This window comes from Williamsia sp. z71, assembly GCF_059553375.1.
The window spans coordinates 264,554-284,626 of record NZ_JCANWX010000005.1; the positions used below are offsets into that span (position 1 = coordinate 264,554).

A 20,073-nucleotide genomic window follows, 5' to 3' on the forward strand; every position below is an offset into this window, starting at 1 on the left:
ATCGACCTCCCCTGCACCATCGTCCATCGCCGGGCCCGGGTTCACCGTTGCCCCACAGGGACCCGGCGCGCGGCATTCACCAGCCGCGACATCGCCTCCGGATTGCCGGCCGGATGCGTGTGCAGGTAGGAAGCGTGAACCTGGGCGCCGGGCCGCGCCGACGTCCAGCCTTCCTTCTCGGCGACCCCGTCGCGCCGCCAACCCCAGGCCGATGGCACCGAATCATCGACTGCGGTAACGGTTGTGCGGTGGAACTCGTGTCCCCGAACCCGCGTGCCGGCGTCGAACAGCATCGAATCGGTGATGGCCACCGCATCGCGATAGCCCAATGTCAGTCTCTTGCCGAAGGTTCCACGTAGCGGCAGCACTCCGGCCATCGCGTGGTTGTCCAGGCTCTGCGACAGATACAACAGGCCGGCGCATTCGGCATGGATCGGGATCCCCGAAGCGGCCGCGGCGCGCAGTGCGGTGAGCAGCGGCCTGTTCGACGCCAAGGCGGCGGCGTGTTCTTCGGGGAATCCGCCACCGATCACCACGGCGGCAACACCGTCCGGCAAGAGGTCGACCACCGGGTCAAAGGTGACGACGTCGGCACCGGCCGCCCGTAGCATCTCGCTGTGCTCGGCGTAGCCGAAGGTGAAGGCCGCGCCGGAGGCAACCGCGATCACGGGCCTGCCGGTTCCGCCCGTCGCCGCCTCCGGGGTACCCACCTCGTCAACGGCAGACCAGACCGCGCCCGATCGTCCTGCCGGACCGATGTCGGCGGCGGCGACCAGAGCCGGCACATCCACTGCGCCGCTGATCAATTCGGTCATCGCATCGATGGCGCCGAGCGCTTCGGGACCGCGTTCGGCAGCCGGGATGAGACCGAGGTGACGGGAGGGCACCGCCATCTCCGAATTGCGCGGCACCGCACCGAAGACCTGAAGTCCGGCACGATCACACGCCTGGCGCAGGACATATTCGTGTCGCGGTGAGCCCACCCGGTTGAGGATGACACCACGGATGTCGATACCCGGGTCGAAGCTGACGAATCCGTGCAGGATCGCCGCCAGGGACTGGCTGTGCCCTGATGCGTCGACCACCAGCACCACCGGCGCACCGAGGATGTTGGCCACCTGCGCGGTCGAACCCGGAGCGATCGCGGGCATGTGGTCTTCGGTGATCCGACCGTCGAACAGGCCCATCACCCCCTCGATCACCGCGATGTCACATCCGGCCGAACCCGCCCGGTACAGCGGTCCGATCCGTTCCTCGCCGACCAGCACGGGATCGAGATTGCGCCCCGGCCGGCCGGCTGCGATGCCGTGGTAGCCGGGATCGATGTAGTCCGGACCGACCTTGAACGGCGCCACCTGATGGCCCGCACGTGCCAGCGCACCGATCAGACCTGTTGTGATCGTGGTCTTTCCGCTCCCCGACGCCGGGGCGGCGATCACGATGGCCGGCGGCGACGTGGTCACCATTCGATGCCCTTTTGCCCTTTGCGGCCGGCATCCATGGGGTGGCGCACCTTCACCATCTCCGTGACCAGATCGGCGGCCTCGATCAGTGCCGCCGGCGCCCGGCGACCGGTGATCACCACGTGTTGCTTACCCTCGCGGTTGCCCAGCACCTCGAGAACATCGTCCAGATCGATCCATCCCCAGTTGATCGGATACGTGAACTCGTCGAGAACATAGAACTGATGCCGCTCGGCGATGATGCGACGGCGGATCTCGGCCCAGCCCTGGGCGGCCTGCTCGGCATGGTCGGCCTCGCCCCCGGCATGCCGGATCCATGACCAGCCCTCACCCATCTTGTGCCACTGCACCGGACCACCTTGCCCGGTGGCGCTGTGCAGTTCACCGAGGGCGGTGAGCCCGGTCTCCTCGCCGACCTTCCACTTCGCACTCTTCACGAACTGGAAGACGCCGATGTCCAGTCCGGCGTTCCAGGCACGCATGGCCATCCCGAAGGCCGCGGTGGATTTACCTTTGCCGTCCCCGGTGTGCACAGCGAGCACCGGCTGATTGCGCCGTGCACGTGTGGTCAGTCCGTCGTCCGGAATAACGGATGGAACACCATGGGGCACAACATTTCCCTTCTACACCACCACTGAGTGAGGACTCATGTCCGAGACGCTCACGCCGCCGATCGGACGACCGCGGCGACGCCACCGGCGGTCAGATCGGCGAGCTGCACACAATCACCGGCCAGCTGACCGGCAAGCACCCGGGCCAGACCCAGTCGAACCATGCCCTGTTCGCAGTCCACCACGATCGCCGACGTGCCGTCCCGGCGCAGCCGGTCGGCGGCTGCGGCCGCACGGGTCAGCGCTCCACTGCCCGACGTGGCCCTGCCATCGGTCAGCACCACGATCAACGGTCGTCGGTTCGGTTCTTTGTAGGCATTGCGGCGCACCACGTCTCGCGCCATCAGCAGCCCTTCGGCCAACGGCGTCCGGCCACCGGTCGACACACCCGTGAGCCTGCGGACCGCGGCATCCACCGAACGTGTGGGCGGCACGGTGACCTCGGCCCCGGCGCCACGAAGGGTGACCACCGCGACACGATCGCGGCGCTGATACGAATCGGTCAGCATCGACACGACCGCGCCGGACACCGCGTCGAGCCGTTTGCGGGCCGTCATCGAACCCGACAGGTCGAGGACGAACACCACGAGGTTGCCCTCTTTGCCCCGTCGCTCGGCGTAACGGATGTCGTGCGGCAGCACGCGCAGGCGGGTGTGCCCGCGTTCGATGTGCTCGTCGGCGGCGGCCAGGATCGTGCTCATCAGGTGCACCCCGTGCCCACCGTCACGAACCCCGCGGACAGCCTGTCCCCGGCTGCTCGATGACGGCGACCGTCGCCCCGGTTCGCCATTGCCGACCCCGGTGGCGCGCAACGCCTTCACCGCGCTCCCCCGGCGGTCCGATGAAAACCCTGGACCCGGGGGTGCTGCACCACCCCCGCCGGGGTTATCCGGATCAGGATCGGGTTCACCGGATTCGGGCGCGACGGAGCCGGGAACCCCACCATCAGGTGTGGCCGAACCGTCTGGCGCACTGTCATTCTCGGTATCGGGGGCCTCAGACGTCTGCTGATCAGCTTTCTCGACGGCGTCGTCGATCTGCTGCTCGGTCAGGCCGGGCTCGTCGAACGGGTCACGCCGACGCCGGTGTGGCAACGCCAATTCGACGGCGCGCCGAACATCGATGTCTTCGACTTCCGCAGCTCCGCGCCAGGCCGCGTGCGCCCGGGCCGTCCGGGTGACCACGAGGTCGCCGCGCAGACCATCGACTTCAAGTTCCATGCAGATCGCCGCGATCCGGCGCAGCTGCGTCGTCGGTAGGACAACCGATTCCAGGATGGCCCTTGCCTTTTCGATCGCGGTGGCGATCTCGGCATCGGCATCGGCATACTCTGCGGCAAATCCCGCGGGATCGGACTCGAATGCCATGCGGCGTTCGATCACCGCGACCCGCTGCGACACCTCGCGGGGCGCAGTCACATCCACCGCCAGGCCGAATCGGTCCAGCAGTTGCGGTCGCAGCTCACCCTCTTCCGGGTTCATCGTGCCGACCAGGACAAACCGCGCGGACTGGGTGTGGGACACACCATCTCGCTCGATGACCACCCGCCCGGTCGCGGCCGCGTCGAGCAGCACGTCGACCAGATGATCGGCGAGGAGATTGACCTCGTCGATGTAGAGGACGCCGCCGTCTGCGCGCGCCAGCAGCCCGGGAGTGAAGGCCTTTGCCCCCTCGGCGAGGATCTTCTGCAGATCCAGCGACCCGACCACGCGGTCCTCGGTGGCACCGATCGGCAGTTCGACGACGGCAGCCGCCGAGCCGGCCTGCCGTGGCAGCAACGGTCCCAGCGCACGAACCACCGTCGTCTTGGCGGTCCCCTTCTCGCCGCGGATCAGCACCCCACCGATCGCCGGGGCTATCGCGGAAAGGATCAGAGCAAGCTTGAGCTGCTCTGATCCGACCACCGCGCTGAACGGGAACCGGAGATCCGGTTCCGCCGGAATCGTCACACCGTCAGCGATAACCGCCACGCTTCATCGGGGTATGCGGGACACCGTCGAGCAGGTACTCCTCGCCATCGACGACAAACCCGTGCTTGGCGTACATGTCGAGAAGGTAGGTCTGTGCGTGGATCTTGCACAGATCCGACCCCACATCGGCCAACGCGGTCTGCAGCAGACGGCTGGTATGGCCTTGCCCACGACGCGACCGCTCGGTGCACAGGCGACCGATCCGAAAGGACTTGCCACCGTCGTGCTCTTCGATCAGACGCAGGGTGCTGATGATCTCGCCGTCTTCTTCCAGCCACAGGTGCCGGGTGTCGGGATCGAGGTCACGCCCATCGAGTTCGGCGTACGGACACGCTTGTTCGACGACGAACACCTCCAACCGCAGCTGAAAAATCTTGTACAGCGTCGGCATGTCGATGTCCTGGGCCCAACTGCGGTGCAGGCTGGCGGTAGCTGTCATATGCGATACCTATCACACGGCAGCAGGCGCTGCCAGGTGAGCAGAAATCTCACCGGTGCCCTGCCCGTTGGTGTCGACCAGGTTCAGCACTTTCGAAGACCAATCCCACACCTGGGTGAACAGATCCGGGTTGTCGTTGAGCTTGGTGCCGTACGACGGGATCATCTCGATGAGCTGCGGCTCCCAGGACTGGAAATGCTTCGGGAAACAGCGCTGCAGGACGTCCAGCATGGCCGGGACCGCCGTCGAGGCACCCGGTGAGGCACCCAGCAGACCGGCGATGCTGCCGTCCTCGGCAGCGATCACTGCGGTGCCGAACTCGAGCGCGCCGCCACGGCCCTTCTTCCGGATGACCTGGACGCGCTGACCGGCGATGATCATCTCCCAGTCCTCGGCAGCCGCGCGGGGCACGAACTCGGACAGTGTTTCCACCCGGTCGGCAGTACCCGCGGCGAGCTCGCTGATCAGGTACTTGAGCAGACCGAACTCCTTGGGAGCGATCGACAGCATCGGGATCGCGTTGCCCGGCTTGATCGACGCCAGCAGGTCGGTGTTCTTACCTTCTTTGAGGAACTTCGGCGACCAGCCGGCATACGGCCCGAACAGCAGGCCCGGAGTGCCGTTGATGACGCGGGTATCGAGGTGCGGGACCGACATCGGCGGTGCACCGACGGCGGCCTTGCCGTACACCTTCGCGCTGTGCTCGGCGATCAGCTCCTTGTTGGTGCAACGGAAGAAGGCACCGCTGACGGGGAAACCGCCGAAACCCTTGGCCTCCTTGATGCCCGACTTCTGCAGGAGCTGCAGGGCGCCTCCGCCGGCACCGACGAACACAAAGTTCGCCTTGACCGTGGACTTCTCCTTGGTGCGAAGGTTCTTGACCTTCAGGCGCCAACTACCGTCCGATTCCTTGTTCAGGTTCGTGACGGAGTGGCCGAAGTTGACGGTGGCACCGGACCGACCGACGAAGCCGAGCAGTTGCTGGGTCAGCGCACCGAAGTCGACGTCCGTACCGCCGGTGAACCAGTTGAGTGCCACCGGATCCGAGAAGTCGCGGCCGGCCGACATCAGCGGCAGGCGCTTGGTGAACTCGGCGGGGTCGGTGATGTACTCCATCCCCTTGAAGAGGGTCTGGCCGGCGAGGTTGTCGTAGCGCTTGCGGAGGTAATCGACATTCGACTGGCCGTGAACGAAGCTCACGTGTGGGATCGGGTTGATGAACTCCTCGGGAGAGGAGAGCACGCCGGTCTCGACGGAATTGGCCCAGAACTGCCGCGACACCTGGAACTGTTCGTTGATCGTCAGCGCCTTGGTGATGTCGACGTCCCCGTCGGCGGTCTGCGGGGTGTAGTTCAACTCACACAACGCGGAGTGTCCCGTACCCGCGTTGTTCCACGGATCGCTGCTCTCGGCAGCGGCCGCATCGAGGCGCTCGAAAATGCTGATCGACCAATCCGGCTGCAGACGATGCAACAGCGTCGCCAATGTGGCGCTCATGATTCCGGCGCCTACCAGCGCAATGTCGGTTGTGATCACTTCACCGTCGCGCGGGGTTGCAGACTCAGACACTCCAGCTCAACTTCCTGTTCCAGCCTATCTACGTGTGGCAACCATTGTCCCTCATCGGTCGCCGTGAACTGCAACTGGTCCGCCCTTGTCGCACCACGAAGCCGACGCCGGTCGCGCTGACTACAGTGAACAACCGTGGCACCTTCTCCCTGGCAGCCCGACGCCCTCGGCCCGGACTTCTCGACACTCACCTTCGACCTCGGATCCGATCCCGACGGCGAAGGCGAGATCGTCGCAACCCTGATCCGGCACGGGCAGCCCGAGGCGGCCACAGCCGCGGTCCTCTATGTCCACGGCTTCACCGACTATTTCTTCCAACGCGAACTGGCCGAGTTCTTCACCACGCGCGGGTACGCATTCTATGCGCTGGACCTGCGCAAATGTGGCCGTTCGCAACGGCCGGGCCAAACTCCACACCAGATCACCGACCTGGCGGCCTACGACACCGAGCTCGACCTGGCGATGGCCCAGATCGACGCGGACACCGCCGCCGCGCCGGTCGTCGTCGTCGCCCACTCGACCGGAGGTCTCATCACCCCGCTCTGGCTCGACCGGCGTCGCGCGCGAGCAGGCACCGCGGTGGGCAGAGCGGCCGGACTGATCCTGAACTCCCCCTGGTTCGATCTACAGGGTGCGCCGATCCTTCGCAGCGTCGGAACCACGGTGATCAACTCGGTCGCCCGCGTCCGGCCGACGACAGCCATCCCGCGCAAGCTCGAGGGCGCCTACGGCCGAAGCCTGCACAACTCGGTGCACGGCGAATGGGATTACGACCTCAATTACAAACCGCTGGACGGCTATCCGGTGACCTTCGGATTCCTCAGCGCGGTCCGCCACGGCCAGGCGCGCCTTCATCAGGGCCTCGACGTCGCCGTCCCATCACTGGTGCTGCGCTCCGACGCGACCACACTGGCAGGCCGAGGACCAGACGGTGTGGTCCCGGACATCGATTCGGCCGACGGGGTCCTCGACACCCGGCAGATCACCCGTTGGGCGGGTTGCCTCGGTGACCGCATCTGTGTGGTCCCGGTGCCCGGCGCGCGGCACGACGTCTTCTTGTCGAAAACGGGTGTGCGCGAACTCGCGTACGTCGAAATGGATAGTTGGTTGCACAGCAATCAACAACGAATACGAGGTGGACAGAATGCCTGAACCGACTGTGGTTGATCTGGCGATCATCGGATCGGGTACCGGTAATTCCATCCCCGACCAACGGTTCGACGACCAGCAGATCGCGATCTTCGAAGAAAGCATCTACGGCGGCACCTGCCTGAACGTGGGGTGCATCCCCACCAAGATGTTCGTCTACGCCGCCGAGGTCGCCGAGACCATCCGGGAAGGTGCCCGGGTGGGCGTCACCGGCTCGGTCGACAAGGTCGACTGGCCGGGCATCGTGAACCGTGTCTTCGGGCGCATCGACCCGATCTCCGCGGGCGGCAAGCGTTACCGCGTCGAGGACTGCGACAACATCACGGTCTACTCCAGTCATGTCGAGTTCGACGGGGTCGACGACGATGGCCGGTATCGGTTGCGCACTGCCGCAGGCGATCTCGTCCTGGCGACCAAGGTTGTCATCGCGTCGGGTTCGCGGCCGGTGATACCTGATGTCATCGCGGACAGCGGCGTGAAAGTACACACCAACGACGACATCATGCGGCTGCCGCAGGTGCCCGAACATCTCATCATCGTGGGCAGTGGCTACATCGCGGCCGAGTTCGCCCACGTCTTCGGGGCATTGGGTTCGAGGGTGTCGATCATCGCGCGTAGCGGTGCGCTGCTACGGGCCCAGGACCACGACATCTCGGCGCGATTCACCGAGATCGCCACCGAGGCCTGGGATGTGCACCTCAACGCCAAGCTGACCACCCTGGTGCCCACGGAGCGGGGCCTCCGGATGGAACTCGGTGACGGGTCCGTCCTGGACGCCGATGCATTGCTTGTCGCCGTCGGCCGGACACCGAACTCAGACAAACTCGGACTCGACACCGTCGGCATCAAAGTCGGCGCCGACGGCCGCATCAGACGAGATGCCTACGGCCGCACTGCCGCTCGGAACGTGTGGACCCTCGGCGACGTGAGCTCGCCATATCAGCTCAAGCACGTCGCGAACCACGAAGGCCGGGTCGTGCAGGCCAATCTGTTGCGCGACTGGGACGGAACCGATCTCGATTCCTTCGACAATCGATTCGTGCCCGGTGCGGTCTTCACGCACCCTCAGATCGCGTCGGTGGGGATGACCGAGAACGAAGCCGTCGCTGCCGGTCTTGCCATCACCGTCAAGGTCCAGGCCTACGGCGACGTCGCCTACGGCTGGGCGATGGAAGACACCACCGGCCTGTGCAAGGTGATCGCGGAAAAAGGCACCGGCCGGATCCTGGGTGGCCACATCATCGGACCGCAGGCACCGACCGTCATCCAGCCGCTGATCCAGGCGATGTCTTTCGGTACCGACGCCCACACCTTGGCCCGCGGCCAGTACTGGATCCACCCGGCCATGCCCGAAGTCCTCGAGAACGCATTGCTCGGCCTGGAGATCTAGTCAGGCCGGCATGAGCCGGTGAAACGCGCCCTGACACATGCCCCACGTATTTCACACCAGGGGCGGGTCGGGTGTGCTCGATGAGGATTTCGCCGACGAGGTCGGCAACGATGATGGTGTCGTCGGCGGTAACGATGACATGCCCGAAGGCGCATCGGCCAGCGGCTTTGCTGGCGACTCCGGCGGCGTGAATGTGCTTTGCTGCCCAGTGTTTTGAGGTGGGTTCCGCCGGTTTCGTATTCGGTGGCGCCGAGTTGCCGGCATGCATTCGGCGGTGGATAGACATACCGCAGCCACGCAGCCGTGCGCTTCTTCCTGGCTCGAGGCGAGCAAATGCCAGCGGGCCGGTGTCACCCCCAACACCAGCAGAAGTGTCCCCCGATGGCCTGAGACAGAACTGTCACCGATGTCCTGAGACTTCAAATTGTCTGTCGCACCCCCCGTCTAGAATCAAATGTATGTTCGAGGGGGAGATCGAAGATGCAGGTGGGGACGATGAAATCGGTCCTGTCGAGTCGCTGGGTGTCAATGAGTTGTTGCGTAACACCGAACTCGCGATGGTCCAGCAGTCGCGGATGGAGTGGGAGCGGTATGCCGCTGCGGCGATGCTGCACCGGCATCTCGTTGAGCCCACTGCCGGGTCTGAGGCGGAGATGCGCGCCCTTGATCCGTTCGCGCAGTGTGCGGCGAGATTATCTGCCGCACAGGGCCTGACACAGCGGACCGCGGAGTTGCAGATCAACCGTGGGGTGGCGTTGCGGGACCGCCTGCCGGCGGTCAATGCGTTGCTGAAAGCCGGCCGCGTCGCCGCGCACCATATTCCGGACATCATCGCCCGCACCGAGTTGATCGAAGGCTCAGCCCATATGGCCGATATCGATGCGGCGATCGCTGAACGGTTGAACCGTCCGGGGGCGTGGTCGAAGGGTCGGATGCGAGACATGGTCGATGCGATCATCTTCCGCCGGGATCCGGATCTGGTTCGTAAGAACCGGGAGGATGCGAAGAACAATCGTGGGGTGTGGGCCAACAACACCGACCACGGCATGGCGGTTTTGGATGCGCATTCCACCGCTGAGGAATTGACGTTGATCATGGCCAGGTTGGAAAAACTGGCGATGGCCACGTGTAAGGCTGATCCGCGGAAAAAGGCTGATCGGATGGCTGATGCGTTGTTCGCCACGGTGATGGGCCGGGAGTTCATGTGTGAATGCCCGAATGATCCGAAGCATCCGTGCACCGCTGAGATCATCACCGTTCCTGCCGGACAGGTGGTTTCGGGTGTGGATGTGAAGATCGTGCTGCATGTGATCGCTGATCAGGCCACCGTCGATGGTCGCGCCGACAATCCAGGCTTCATCGACGGACACGGCGTGATTTCCGGCGATCATGTTCGAGACATCGCGGCTCGCCCGGAAACGGTGCAGCGGCCGATGGGCAACAAGACTGCCCCCACCCAGCCGGAGCAGCCAGAACCTGCTCCTGCATCTGCACAACAGGAATCCGCACCGCCCGAGCCTCAGCCAGAACCCGGACAGCCGCGGCCGGAGACCGACCCGGCGCAACCAGCAGCCGAGCAGCCGGAATCAGGGCCCGAGCAGGAGACGCCAAAACCGAAGCGGCCGAACGTGAACATGCGCCGACCGCAGAACCCACCAGCCGCGGGCGGCATAGTCACAGCCCCGTTCCCGCAGGTGATTCCGCTGCCGGCCACCCAACCCGGCGATCAGTACCGGCCGTCGGTCGTCCTCGACAGTTATCTCCGGATCCGGGATGTGTACTGCATGTGGCCCGGCTGCGAACACAAGGCCTGGGGCGCCGATCTGGACCACACCTGCGAGTACAACCACAACGACCCCGACGCCGGTGGCTGCACCCATCCGTCAGAGATGAAGACCCTCTGCCGTTTTCATCATCTGCTCAAGACCTACTCGGACTGGCTTGATGATCAGTACCCCGACCCTCAGACCGGACGGACGCGGCTGATCTTCACCACACCCGAACGCCGCAACTATCACGGCCCGGGATGGACCGGCGATGACCTGTTCCCGACGTTGAGGTTGATCATCTTCGACGACCAACGCGGCTCACCGAGAACATCGCCGCCAACATCACCGCCAAGATCTCAGCCGCGCACTGCTGCCAAACATGCACGCCGGCAACAAGAACGACTCGCCAACCGCCGCCAGCGCGAACTGGCAGACCAACTCAACCGGGAACGCCGCGAAGAACGAGGAAGGAACGAACCGCCGCCGAGCTACTGAATGCTCACCAGAGCGATGAACGCAGTGCGACCTCGCTGGCCACGGCGGCAGGGGCGTTCTGCGGGATCCAGTGGTCCATGCCCTCGAGCGCGGAGAAGCGGAAGTCGGAGTACACGAACCGGCCACTGGCCTCGGCCTGCTCACGTCCCAGGGCAGCGTCGCCGTCGCCCCACAGCACTGTGGTCGGCGCCTCGATCGGGCCACACGCGAGGTTGCCGCCGATGTCGCCGGTGAAGTTGGCGCGGTACCAGTTCAACGCCGCGGTCAGTGCCGGTCGCTCGGTCAGCGGCAGAACGCTGTCGTCCGGCACGAGATCCCGGAGGATCTTGGCGTTGTCGGCAAGCATCCCGTCCTCGGCTCCGGTCTTCACGAAGTCGAGGATGTACGCCGACCGTTCCCGTTGGTCCGTCGAGGCCAATGAGGCCGCGATGGCCGACGGATGGCCGACGCTGATCGCAACCAGTCCGGTCACCCGCTCCGGATGTTTCGACGCCAGATGCCACGCGACCAGCGAGCCGAGATCGTGGCCGACCACCATCGTGTAGCCGACGCCGAGTGCGTCGAGGATGCCGACCGCGTCGGCAACCAGATGCGCCAACTGGTAGTTCTCGGCGCCCTCAGGCCTGGCGCCGGCGCTGTAACCACGCTGGTCGGGAACGATCGTCCGGAGGCCGGAGTCGTGCAGCCGACCGACAACGAGGTCGAAACAGGCTCCGGTGGTCGGGAATCCGTGCAAGAGGAGTACGGACGGCCCGTTGTCCGGGCCACCGATCCGGACGTTGAATTCCAGGTCGCCCACAGTGATGCTGCGGTGTTCGATGCTCACCTGCGTCAGCCTACGTGCCGTGGCCCTCACCGCGGGTGAACTCGGCGGCGGATCCTCGATGCGTCGGGCCAATGCCGCTCAGGTCAACGCGGTCTTGATCACCGGCAACCCGGCGGGCGCCCCGTTGGCGATGATGTCGATCACGCGATCGACGTCGAGGTGTGTCTCGACCAGATCGGCGATCAGATCCAGTTGCGCCATACGAGCGCCGTCGAACGAGGTCCGGCCGGTCACAAAACCGTTCAGCCCGGCCTGCTTGGCCACCCGCCGCAGGTACTCCCGGCGGAACTCGTCGCACGCGAGCAATCCGTGCCAGTGCGTGCCGACGACGACTCCCGCGATGCTGCCCTCAGGACCGAAATCGTCATCGGTGAGCAGCACGGAATCGCCGCAGCTCACGACCCGACCGTGATGGATCTCATAACCCTGCACCGGCTTTCCGAACGCGGAACCGCTGACCTGGCGAAGGATCTTGTCGGTCTCGAACCGCACCCGCAGATTCAAAAGGCCCAGGCCCGGCACCGATCCCACGCCGCCCTCGATGTCGTCGACGATTTCCTGTCCGAGCATCTGATATCCGCCGCAGATACCGAGCACGGGCTTTCCCCCGCCGACCCGTTCGATCAGCGCCGTGTCGAGTCCGCGGGACCGCAACCAGGCGAGGTCGGAAACCGTGGCCTTGCTGCCCGGGAGTACTACAAGATCTGCCGCCGCCACCGCTGCCGCATCGTCGACCCACCGGACATCGACACCCGGCTCGCACGCCAGCGCCTCGACGTCGGTCGAGTTCGAGATCCGCGGCAATCTGATCGCGGCCACCGACAGCCGATCGGTGCCCAGCGCAGGGGCGGCCCGGCCAACCGGATGACCGACCAACGACGCCAGGGAATCCTCTGCGTCGAGCCACAGGCCCTCGGCAAAAGGCACCACACCCAATGTCGGCCGACCGGTGAGTTGTTCGAGCTGCACCAGTCCCGGCTCGAGCAGGGATACAGATCCGCGGAACTTGTTGATCACGAAGCCGACGATCCTGGATTGATCGGACGGACTCAGGCACGCGAGTGTGCCGAAGAGGTGGGCCAGCACTCCCCCGCGGTCGATGTCTCCGACCACCAGCACCGGCAGGTCCGCCGCCTGGGCCAGCCCCATGTTCGCGAGGTCGGAGCGCCGCAGGTTGATCTCGGCGGGAGAACCCGCGCCCTCGCAGATCACCACGTCGAAATCATTACGCAGAGACGCCAATTCGTCCGCGACGATCTGCGCCAACGCCACCCGGCGGGTGTGATAGTCAGTCGCGCCGACGGTTCCGTCCACGCGCCCGCGGACCACCACCTGCGACTGATGGTCGCTGCCGGGTTTGAGGAGGATCGGATTGAACCGCACCGATGGCGCCAAACCGCAGGCGGCGGCCTGCATCGCCTGTGCCCGGCCGATCTCACCGCCGTCGAGGGTGACCGCCGAGTTGTTCGACATGTTCTGCGCCTTGAACGGCGCGACCGAGACGCCACGTCGATGCAGCGCCCGGCACAGACCGGCGACGAGCAGACTCTTACCGGCGTCGGAACTCGTTCCGGCGACCAGCAATGCGCCCCGGATCGGCTGCGGGGCCGGCACCGATCAGGCGTCCGGCAGGGTCAAGATCTCGGCGCCGGAGTCCGTGACAACCAGGGTGTGCTCGAACTGAGCGGTCCACTTCTTGTCAGCGGTCACCACGGTCCAGCCGTCGTCCCAGATGGTGTATTCGAGCCCGCCCAGATTGATCATCGGCTCAATGGTGAACACCATGCCCGGTTCGATCACGGTGTCGATGTTCGGCTGGTCATAGTGCAGGATCACCAGGCCATTGTGGAATGTCTCACCGATGCCATGACCGGTGAAGTCGCGGACCACGTTGTAGCCGAACCGATTTGCATAGGATTCGATGACCCGGCCGATCACGTTCAGTTCACGGCCCGGACGCACCGCCTTGATCGCTCGGGCGGTGGCCTCGCGCGTGCGGTCGACCAGGTCGACCACTTCCTGCGCCACATCCCCGGCCAGGAACGTCGCGTTGGTGTCTCCGTGTACCCCGTCGATGTAGGCGGTCACGTCGATGTTGACGATGTCCCCGTCCTCGATCACCGTCGAATCCGGGATCCCGTGGCAGATCACCTCGTTCAGCGAGGTGCAGCACGATTTCGGAAAGCCTTTGTAGCCCAGCGTGGACGGGTACGCCCCGTGGTCGATCATGTACTCGTGCGCGATGCGGTCGAGTGCATCGGTGGTCACACCCGGCGCGACGGCCTTGCCCGCCTCGGCGAGCGCATTGGCCGCGATCTTGGACGCCAGGCGCATCTTCTCGATGGTCTCCGGGGTCTGCACCCAGGGCTCATCGCCTTCTTTGGCGGTGGATTTCCATACATACTCCGGCCGAGCGATGTTGCTGGGAACCGGCAGTGTGGGTGAGATCTTCCCGGGGGCGAGGGCGGCACGAACTGGCATGCGCTCCAGCCTAGCCCGCGAAGGCGACCGCGCTGCCCGAGGCCACCAAACCATAAGTAAGGTTATGCTTACATACCTGCGAGATGGAGTGGCGAATGACACACAACCAGAGGCCGGGACTGCGCGGTCGCACAGCCGTCACCGCACTGCTGGTCGCCCTGACTTGTGGATTGGCGGGCTGTTCGACGGCCCCGATCACCGACTCGGCCGTGACTTCGGCGGCACCCGACGAGTACCTGCGTTCGGGCCCACAGACAGCGGTCATCGATGGACCCGTCGTCGAACCGGTCGCCGTCGACCCGACACCGGTCCTCCCCGTGACAGTCCCCTCCCTCGGCCACGGCGACGTCACCGTCACCGACGTCAGCCGGATCATCCCGATCGATCGCGGTGGAACGATCGCCAACATCGTCTACTCACTGGGCCTGGGCCCCAATGTCGTTGCCAAGTCCCGCGCCGCCGGAATCCCCGAAGCCGAGAACCTGCCGGTGATCACCGACACCGGCCATTCGGTCAACATCGAAGCCGTTCTCCAGCAGAATCCGACCGTGGTACTCATCGACGAGTCGACAACACCGCCGGGAACGATCGACCAGTTGATCGCGGCGGGCCAGACCGTCGTGGTCCTGACCAGCGAGCGGACCATCGCCACCACCGGACCGATGATCCGGGATGTCGCCGCTGCGCTCGGGGTGCCCGAAGAGGGTGAACAACTCGCCACCCGCACCGCGGATCAGATCAAGGCCGCACAGGAACAGGTCCCGGACGACGCCCGCGGCGCGACGATGGCCTTCGTGTATCTCCGCGGACCGCGGCTGCAACTACTCGCCGGCCCCGGCTCCGGTGCCGATGACCTGATCTCCGCGCTCGGTGGTGTCGATGCCGGCACCGCCGCGGGCCTGAAGTCGGCATTCACCACCGTCACCACCGAAGCGATGATCAACGCGGACCCGGACGTCATCCTCGTGATGACCCAGGGAGCTGATTCGGTCGGTGGCATCGACGAGGTCGTCACGTTGCCGGGACTGTCCCAGACCGACGCCGGCCGCAACAACCGCGTGGTCCAGATGGATGAAGCCGAAGTCCTCACTTTCGGCCCCAACACCGGCCGGGTCATCGCCGCGCTTGCCGAGGCGATCTACCTGTGACATCCATCAAGGACCGCGTCGCCGCGCCCTCCGGCGGGCGGGCGATTCCCACTGCCCGCAACACGGCAATCATCGTCGCGATGCTGGTGCTGCTGGTCGTCCTGATCGGCTGGTCGGCATCCGTCGGCCAGGTCCGGATCCCACCCGCGGAGGTCTTCGGCTCGGTCATGCACCACCTCGGGCTCGACATCGGCCCGATGCCCAGCTCACCCAACGGTGAAGAAACCCTGTGGGCGGTGCGCTTCCCGCGGATCGTGATGGGTCTGCTCGTCGGCGCGACACTGGCGTGCGGCGGCTGCCTGCTGCAGGGCGTCCTGGCGAACCCACTGGCCGAACCCGGTGTCATCGGGGTGTCCGCGGGCGCGGCCGTCGGGGCCTGCATCGTCATCGTGTCCGGAGGCGTCTGGGCAAGCGTCTGGGGACTGGCCGGGGCCGCATTCGTCGCGGCGCTGATCACCGTGGCGCTGGTCTACACCCTGTCGCTGCGTGATGGCGCCACCTCGCCGGTGATGCTGATCCTCATCGGCATCGCGGTCAACGCCTTCGCCGCGGGCATCATCGCCTTCCTGACCTTTGTCGCCGACACCAACGACCGCGAGCAGATCGTCTTCTGGCAATTGGGTTCGTTGCAGGGCGTCGGCTGGAAGCCGGTCTGGGTCGTCCTGCCGATCGCGATCATCGGCATCTCCCTGAGCATGCTGCTGGTCCGACGGCTCGACCTGCTCTCACTCGGCGAAATTCAGGCCGCGGCGCTGGGTGTCCGGGTCGAACCGGTGCGGCGCCTGGCGATCTTCCTGGTGGCGCTGTTGACCGCGGCGGCGGTCGCGTTCACCGGCATCGTGCTGTTCGTGGGACTGGTGGTGCCGCACGTGATGCGCCTGCTCGTCGGTCCACGCCACCTCATCCTGCTGCCCACCAGTGTCATCGGCGGCGCAATCGTGGTCTGTGCGGCCGACCTGGGATCCCGGACCCTGATCCAGGGCGCCGACCTACCCCTCGGTGTCCTCACCTCGCTGGTGGGCGGACCGGTGTTCTTCCTGTTGCTCCGGCGCAGCCGACATGCGGGGGTCGGCTGGTGAGTGTGCCGGCGCTCAGCGCATCCGGTGTCGAGGTGACGATCAATGGCCGACGCATCGTCGAAGGCGTCGACCTCGAGTTGCACCACGGCGAGATCATCGCGCTGGTCGGACCCAACGGGTGCGGCAAATCGACGCTGCTGTCCGGGCTCACCGGTCTGCGACCGTTGTCGGCGGGAACCGTGACCCTCGACGGCACCGACCTGAGCAAGATCGGCGCGCTTGAACTGGCCCGCCTGCGGGCGCTGGTCACCCAGTCGGGACGCACCGATATCCCTTTCCTCGTCCATGAGGTGGTCGAGATGGGCCGATTCCCATGGAGTCGGACGCCGGAGGCCGCCGAGTCCGCGGCGATCATCAACGAATCGATGACCGAGTGCGACCTGCTCGAGATCCGGGACCGGCCGTTCAGTCAGCTGTCCGGCGGGCAACAGGCCCGGGTCTCCCTCGCCCGCGCACTGGCCCAGCACTCGAACATCCTGATGCTGGACGAACCGACCGCCGCGTTGGACATCCACCACCAGGAACGTGTGCTGGGTCTGCTCTCGAAACGCCGGTCCGCCGGTGCAGCGATTCTCATGGTCGTCCATGATCTGTCGCTCGCCGCGGCCTATGCCGATCGGGTGCTGCTGATGAAGGCCGGAAAGCTGGTGGCGGCCGGTCCCACCGCGTCGGTGATGACCGCCGAACTCCTGTCGACGATCTACGACCACCCGGTACTGACGTGGAAACATCCCGAAACCGGTCAGCTGGTGGTTCTGCCGGACAGGTCACACACCTCTACACGTCACCCGGGCCGGCGAGACACTCCCCTCTAGTGCCCCGCCGACCCGAGTCATGATCTGACGCCGGTGATCCGTCCACGGTTCCACTGACAGCGGAATCCGCAAATGGCGGCGATCTCGGAGATTATAGGCAGGGCGTCTTTTAGAAAGCCAGTACGTGGCGGTCACTCAGGTAGAACCGCGAGCATTTCGTGGGTTACGGCCACGGCGTTGTCGGAACTGCCACCGAGCACGACCAGCGTCGCAAACGCCAGGTCACCGCGATATCCGGCGAACCAGGCATGCGATCCGCCGGCGACCTCCGCCTCACCGGTCTTGCCGTAGACCACCCCGAGATCCGCCATCCGCAGCGCTGTCCCGGACGCGATCACCTCGCGCATCATCGGACGGATCCCATTGATCGCGTCGGCATCGGCCGTCGGATGGGGACCGGCGATGGTGGTGTCCCGGCCCAGGATGAGCTGCGGAACCGGTGTCGAACCATGGGCCACGGTCGCTGCCATCATCGCCAGACCGAACGGACTGGTGAGCACCTTGCCCTGACCGAAACCGTCCTCGGTCCGCTGCACGAGGTCCGGCGCGATGGGCACCGACCCCGAATCGAGCGGTAGTCCGACCACCGAATACTCCGGTCCGATGCCCATCGATGCGGCGGCCCGGGTCAGGTCGGACGGACCCATCTGACTGGCGAGTTCGGCAAATGTGGTGTTGCAGGACCGGGCGAAAGCAGTCTGCATCGGCACCACCCCGAGTGCGAAGCCGTTGTAGTTGGGCACGCTTCGTTCGCCGATGGTGATCTCGCCCGGGCAACCGACCATGGTCGACGGTGTCGCCAGACCGGTCTCCATCGCCGCGACCGACGTGACCACCTTGAATGTCGACCCCGGCGGGTAGAGGCCGATCGTCGCGATCTGCCCGTCCTTGTCGGCGAGCTCGTTCTGGGCGACCGCCAGGATGCGTCCGGTGGACGGCTGGATGACGACCATGGCCACCTGGAAGTCGTTGCGGGTGTTGACCGCTCGTTGCGCCGCCTCCTGCACCTGGCGCGACAGGCTGATCTCGACCGACGGCGCCGGGTCCGGAGGTGTCCGGGCCAGGACACCGGCGTCTGCCCCGTTGGGATTCACGGAGACGACCTGCCAGCCGGCGTCTCCGTCAAGATCCTTCGAGACCTCTTTCTTCACCTGTGCCAGCAACGCCGGCGCGAAGTCGGGGTTGGGTGCCACCAGATCGGCCTGTTCGATCGCCTCGACCCCGGGCAACCCGGCCAGCCGGTCGCGCACCAGGTCGAAGTCGCGCTCGGTCAGCGTGATCACCGAATACGGGCCATCACGTCCGGTCGCCTGCTCGGCGATGACCTGCGCGGACATGCCCGGTTCGAATCTGCCCAACGCGTCGGCGAGCACGCTTGCCGTGGATGCCACCGCATTCGACTCGGCGGCCACGGCTGCGTCGAACTGGATGTTGTGCACCGTTCCGGGGACCAGCACATTGGTCCCGTCGCTCTCGCGCACCGGGGCCCGGTCAGGTGTGAGGGTCCGCAGCGACATCGTCTGGGTGCCGCCGAGCTGTGGGTGGATGGCCGTGGGAACCCAGCGCACGACCCAGCCGGCGTCCGTCCGGGACATCTGCAGGGTCGCCGAGTACTCCCAGCTCTGTTCGCCGGGAAGTTCCCAGGTGTAATCGGCATGGACAGTTGCGGTGTCGCCGGTGATCTTGACCTGCCCGGCGTCGGCCGACATGTCACTCGCACGCAGCCCGTCCCAGGTGGCGCTCACCGCGTTTGCCGCCGGATCGGGACGGTCGGTCGACTGCCCCGCCCGCTCGGGATCGTTGTCGGCAAAGGCGTTCAGGAAGCGCTGTGCGGCCGCACCTGGCCCGTTGTCGTCGGCGGCACAGGCCAGGGCAGTACCCGACAAGGCGACAGTGGTGACAACAACCACAAACATCTGGACCGGCCGACGGCGCGCGAAACCTATCATCACCGGTCATGCTATTTGCGTGGCGCACCCGAACCCGGTTGCCACGCAGGAAAATCCGTGGTCAGTCGACCAAAACCGTCGCGAAAGTGCCGACCTCGTGCATCCCGACCCGCCGATAGGCCTCGCGCGCGGCGATATTGAACGAATTGACATACAGGCTGGCGGTTCTTCCCCCACAGACGATCGCCTCGACCACCGCGGCCGTGCCTGCCGTGCCGAGGCCCAGTCCCCGCTTGTCCGGAGACACCCAGACGCCCTGGATCTGGCCGACACTGCGAGATAGCGCGCCGACCTCGGCCTTGAACACCACTTCGCCGTTCTCGAACCGTGCATACGCCCGGCCGGCATTGATCAATCCGGCGATCCGCCGCCGGTACGAACGCCCGCCGTCGCCGGCGCAGGGGTCGACACCGACCTCCCCGATGAACATCTCCACCGCGGCGGGCAGATAGGCATCGATCTCGTCGAGACGGACGCGACGCACCTGCGGGTCACCGGCGATCGCCGGTTCACTCGCCATCGCCAAAAGTGGCTGACTGGAACGGATTTCCCGGGCCGGACCCCAGTATTCGCTGGTGTACTCCCACAGTGGCATCACCAGATCGGCCGGACCGACGATCGAGGAACACGCCCGCGGGTTGCGGACCGCCCGTTCGGCGAAGACCTGGACATCGTCGGCGGTCCCGAACAACGGCACCAGGTTGGCACCGGAGAAACACAGCGACGACATCGGCTGATCGTTGCTCCACAATTCGCCGCCGAGGGATCGCGGGTGGATACCGTGGTCTTCGACCCGGGCCGCCACCATGCAGGAAGCCACCGGGTCCTGGGCCAGGGCATGGGTCACCGCGTAAAAATCCCGCTCACCGAGCGGACGGTCACCCAACAGCTTCAGCACCGCGGCTCCCAGGGTCGCAACA

General features: G+C 65.8%; 17 protein-coding genes. 7 read left to right on the top strand and 10 right to left on the bottom strand.

What is annotated here, in order from left to right:
• Positions 1–41: 41 nt before the first annotated feature.
• The 5 genes from AC51GR_RS14285 to mqo are packed head-to-tail and all read right to left on the bottom strand — an operon-like array spanning position 42 to position 5,980.
• Entirely contained in the window at positions 42–1,466 is a 1,425-nt protein-coding gene (locus tag AC51GR_RS14285; RefSeq protein WP_496325296.1) for a cobyrinic acid a,c-diamide synthase CobB, read from the bottom strand.
• The gene (gene cobO / locus AC51GR_RS14290) at positions 1,460–2,074 is read right to left on the bottom strand and encodes a cob(I)yrinic acid a,c-diamide adenosyltransferase (RefSeq protein WP_496325297.1); all 615 of its coding nucleotides are present in this window, start codon (positions 2,072–2,074) and stop codon (positions 1,460–1,462) included. Before cobO ends, AC51GR_RS14285 begins: the two co-directional genes overlap by 7 nt.
• A 50-nt stretch (positions 2,075–2,124) precedes the next feature.
• On the bottom strand, positions 2,125–4,023 hold the full coding sequence (locus AC51GR_RS14295) for a VWA domain-containing protein (RefSeq protein WP_496325298.1): 1,899 nt from the start codon (positions 4,021–4,023) through the stop codon (positions 2,125–2,127).
• 4 nt (positions 4,024–4,027) lie between these two features.
• Complete coding sequence (locus AC51GR_RS14300) at positions 4,028–4,483, bottom strand: GNAT family N-acetyltransferase (protein ID WP_496325299.1); 456 nt, start codon at positions 4,481–4,483, stop codon at positions 4,028–4,030.
• A 12-nt stretch (positions 4,484–4,495) separates the two neighbouring features.
• Complete coding sequence (gene mqo, locus AC51GR_RS14305) at positions 4,496–5,980, bottom strand: malate dehydrogenase (quinone) (protein WP_496325300.1); 1,485 nt, start codon at positions 5,978–5,980, stop codon at positions 4,496–4,498.
• A gap of 207 nt (positions 5,981–6,187) precedes the next feature.
• Between mqo and AC51GR_RS14310 the strand changes: the two genes are divergently transcribed.
• The 4 genes from AC51GR_RS14310 to AC51GR_RS14325 all read left to right on the top strand — a co-directional run bounded on the left by AC51GR_RS14310 (position 6,188) and on the right by AC51GR_RS14325 (position 10,855).
• On the top strand, positions 6,188–7,204 hold the full coding sequence (locus AC51GR_RS14310; RefSeq protein WP_496325301.1) for an alpha/beta hydrolase: 1,017 nt from the start codon (positions 6,188–6,190) through the stop codon (positions 7,202–7,204).
• Entirely contained in the window at positions 7,197–8,591 is a 1,395-nt protein-coding gene (locus AC51GR_RS14315; protein ID WP_496325302.1) for a mycothione reductase, read from the top strand. The genes AC51GR_RS14310 and AC51GR_RS14315 overlap by 8 nt, the downstream gene beginning before the upstream one ends.
• Before the next feature lie 73 nt (positions 8,592–8,664).
• The gene (locus AC51GR_RS14320) at positions 8,665–8,808 is read left to right on the top strand and encodes a hypothetical protein (protein WP_496325303.1); all 144 of its coding nucleotides are present in this window, start codon (positions 8,665–8,667) and stop codon (positions 8,806–8,808) included.
• 241 nt (positions 8,809–9,049) lie between these two features.
• Entirely contained in the window at positions 9,050–10,855 is a 1,806-nt protein-coding gene (locus tag AC51GR_RS14325) for an HNH endonuclease signature motif containing protein (protein WP_496325304.1), read from the top strand.
• 4 nt (positions 10,856–10,859) lie between these two features.
• Here AC51GR_RS14325 and AC51GR_RS14330 read toward each other — a convergent pair whose 3' ends face one another.
• The 3 genes from AC51GR_RS14330 to map all read right to left on the bottom strand — a co-directional run bounded on the left by AC51GR_RS14330 (position 10,860) and on the right by map (position 14,162).
• Positions 10,860–11,681 carry an alpha/beta fold hydrolase gene (locus AC51GR_RS14330; protein ID WP_496325305.1) on the bottom strand — a complete coding sequence of 274 codons (822 nt, stop codon included), beginning with the start codon at positions 11,679–11,681 and terminating at the stop codon, positions 10,860–10,862.
• Positions 11,682–11,759: 78 nt separating this feature from the next.
• Positions 11,760–13,277 carry a cobyric acid synthase gene (locus AC51GR_RS14335; protein WP_496325467.1) on the bottom strand — a complete coding sequence of 506 codons (1,518 nt, stop codon included), beginning with the start codon at positions 13,275–13,277 and terminating at the stop codon, positions 11,760–11,762.
• A gap of 21 nt (positions 13,278–13,298) precedes the next feature.
• Positions 13,299–14,162: a type I methionyl aminopeptidase gene (gene map, locus AC51GR_RS14340; protein ID WP_496325306.1), complete on the bottom strand. Its 864-nt coding sequence runs from the start codon at positions 14,160–14,162 to the stop codon at positions 13,299–13,301.
• Positions 14,163–14,257: 95 nt separating this feature from the next.
• Between map and AC51GR_RS14345 the strand changes: the two genes are divergently transcribed.
• The 3 genes from AC51GR_RS14345 to AC51GR_RS14355 all read left to right on the top strand — a co-directional run bounded on the left by AC51GR_RS14345 (position 14,258) and on the right by AC51GR_RS14355 (position 17,204).
• Positions 14,258–15,310, top strand: coding sequence for a heme/hemin ABC transporter substrate-binding protein (locus AC51GR_RS14345; protein WP_496325307.1), 1,053 nt, complete (start codon positions 14,258–14,260; stop codon positions 15,308–15,310).
• A gap of 80 nt (positions 15,311–15,390) precedes the next feature.
• Positions 15,391–16,389, top strand: coding sequence for a FecCD family ABC transporter permease (locus AC51GR_RS14350; protein WP_496325468.1), 999 nt, complete (start codon positions 15,391–15,393; stop codon positions 16,387–16,389).
• Positions 16,386–17,204: a heme ABC transporter ATP-binding protein gene (locus AC51GR_RS14355; protein ID WP_496325308.1), complete on the top strand. Its 819-nt coding sequence runs from the start codon at positions 16,386–16,388 to the stop codon at positions 17,202–17,204. Before AC51GR_RS14350 ends, AC51GR_RS14355 begins: the two co-directional genes overlap by 4 nt.
• Before the next feature lie 131 nt (positions 17,205–17,335).
• Here AC51GR_RS14355 and AC51GR_RS14360 read toward each other — a convergent pair whose 3' ends face one another.
• A complete protein-coding gene (locus tag AC51GR_RS14360) occupies positions 17,336–19,153 on the bottom strand; it encodes a penicillin-binding transpeptidase domain-containing protein (RefSeq protein WP_496325309.1) in 1,818 nt (605 codons plus the stop codon).
• A gap of 61 nt (positions 19,154–19,214) precedes the next feature.
• A complete protein-coding gene (locus AC51GR_RS14365) occupies positions 19,215–20,051 on the bottom strand; it encodes a GNAT family N-acetyltransferase (protein WP_496325310.1) in 837 nt (278 codons plus the stop codon).
• Positions 20,052–20,073 lie beyond the last annotated feature (22 nt).

Excerpts from the sequence above, each read along its gene's own strand:
- AC51GR_RS14285 (WP_496325296.1), bottom strand. The coding sequence starts at position 1,466 with ATGGTGACCACGTCGCCGCCGGCCATCGTGATCGCCGCCCCGGCGTCG.
- AC51GR_RS14300 (WP_496325299.1), bottom strand. The coding sequence starts at position 4,483 with ATGACAGCTACCGCCAGCCTGCACCGCAGTTGGGCCCAGGACATCGAC.
- mqo (WP_496325300.1), bottom strand. The coding sequence starts at position 5,980 with ATGAGCGCCACATTGGCGACGCTGTTGCATCGTCTGCAGCCGGATTGG.
- AC51GR_RS14315 (WP_496325302.1), top strand. The coding sequence starts at position 7,197 with ATGCCTGAACCGACTGTGGTTGATCTGGCGATCATCGGATCGGGTACC.
- AC51GR_RS14325 (WP_496325304.1), top strand. The coding sequence starts at position 9,050 with ATGTTCGAGGGGGAGATCGAAGATGCAGGTGGGGACGATGAAATCGGT.
- map (WP_496325306.1), bottom strand. The coding sequence starts at position 14,162 with ATGCCAGTTCGTGCCGCCCTCGCCCCCGGGAAGATCTCACCCACACTG.
- AC51GR_RS14345 (WP_496325307.1), top strand. The coding sequence starts at position 14,258 with ATGACACACAACCAGAGGCCGGGACTGCGCGGTCGCACAGCCGTCACC.
- AC51GR_RS14350 (WP_496325468.1), top strand. The coding sequence starts at position 15,391 with ATGCTGGTGCTGCTGGTCGTCCTGATCGGCTGGTCGGCATCCGTCGGC.
- AC51GR_RS14360 (WP_496325309.1), bottom strand. The coding sequence starts at position 19,153 with ATGATAGGTTTCGCGCGCCGTCGGCCGGTCCAGATGTTTGTGGTTGTT.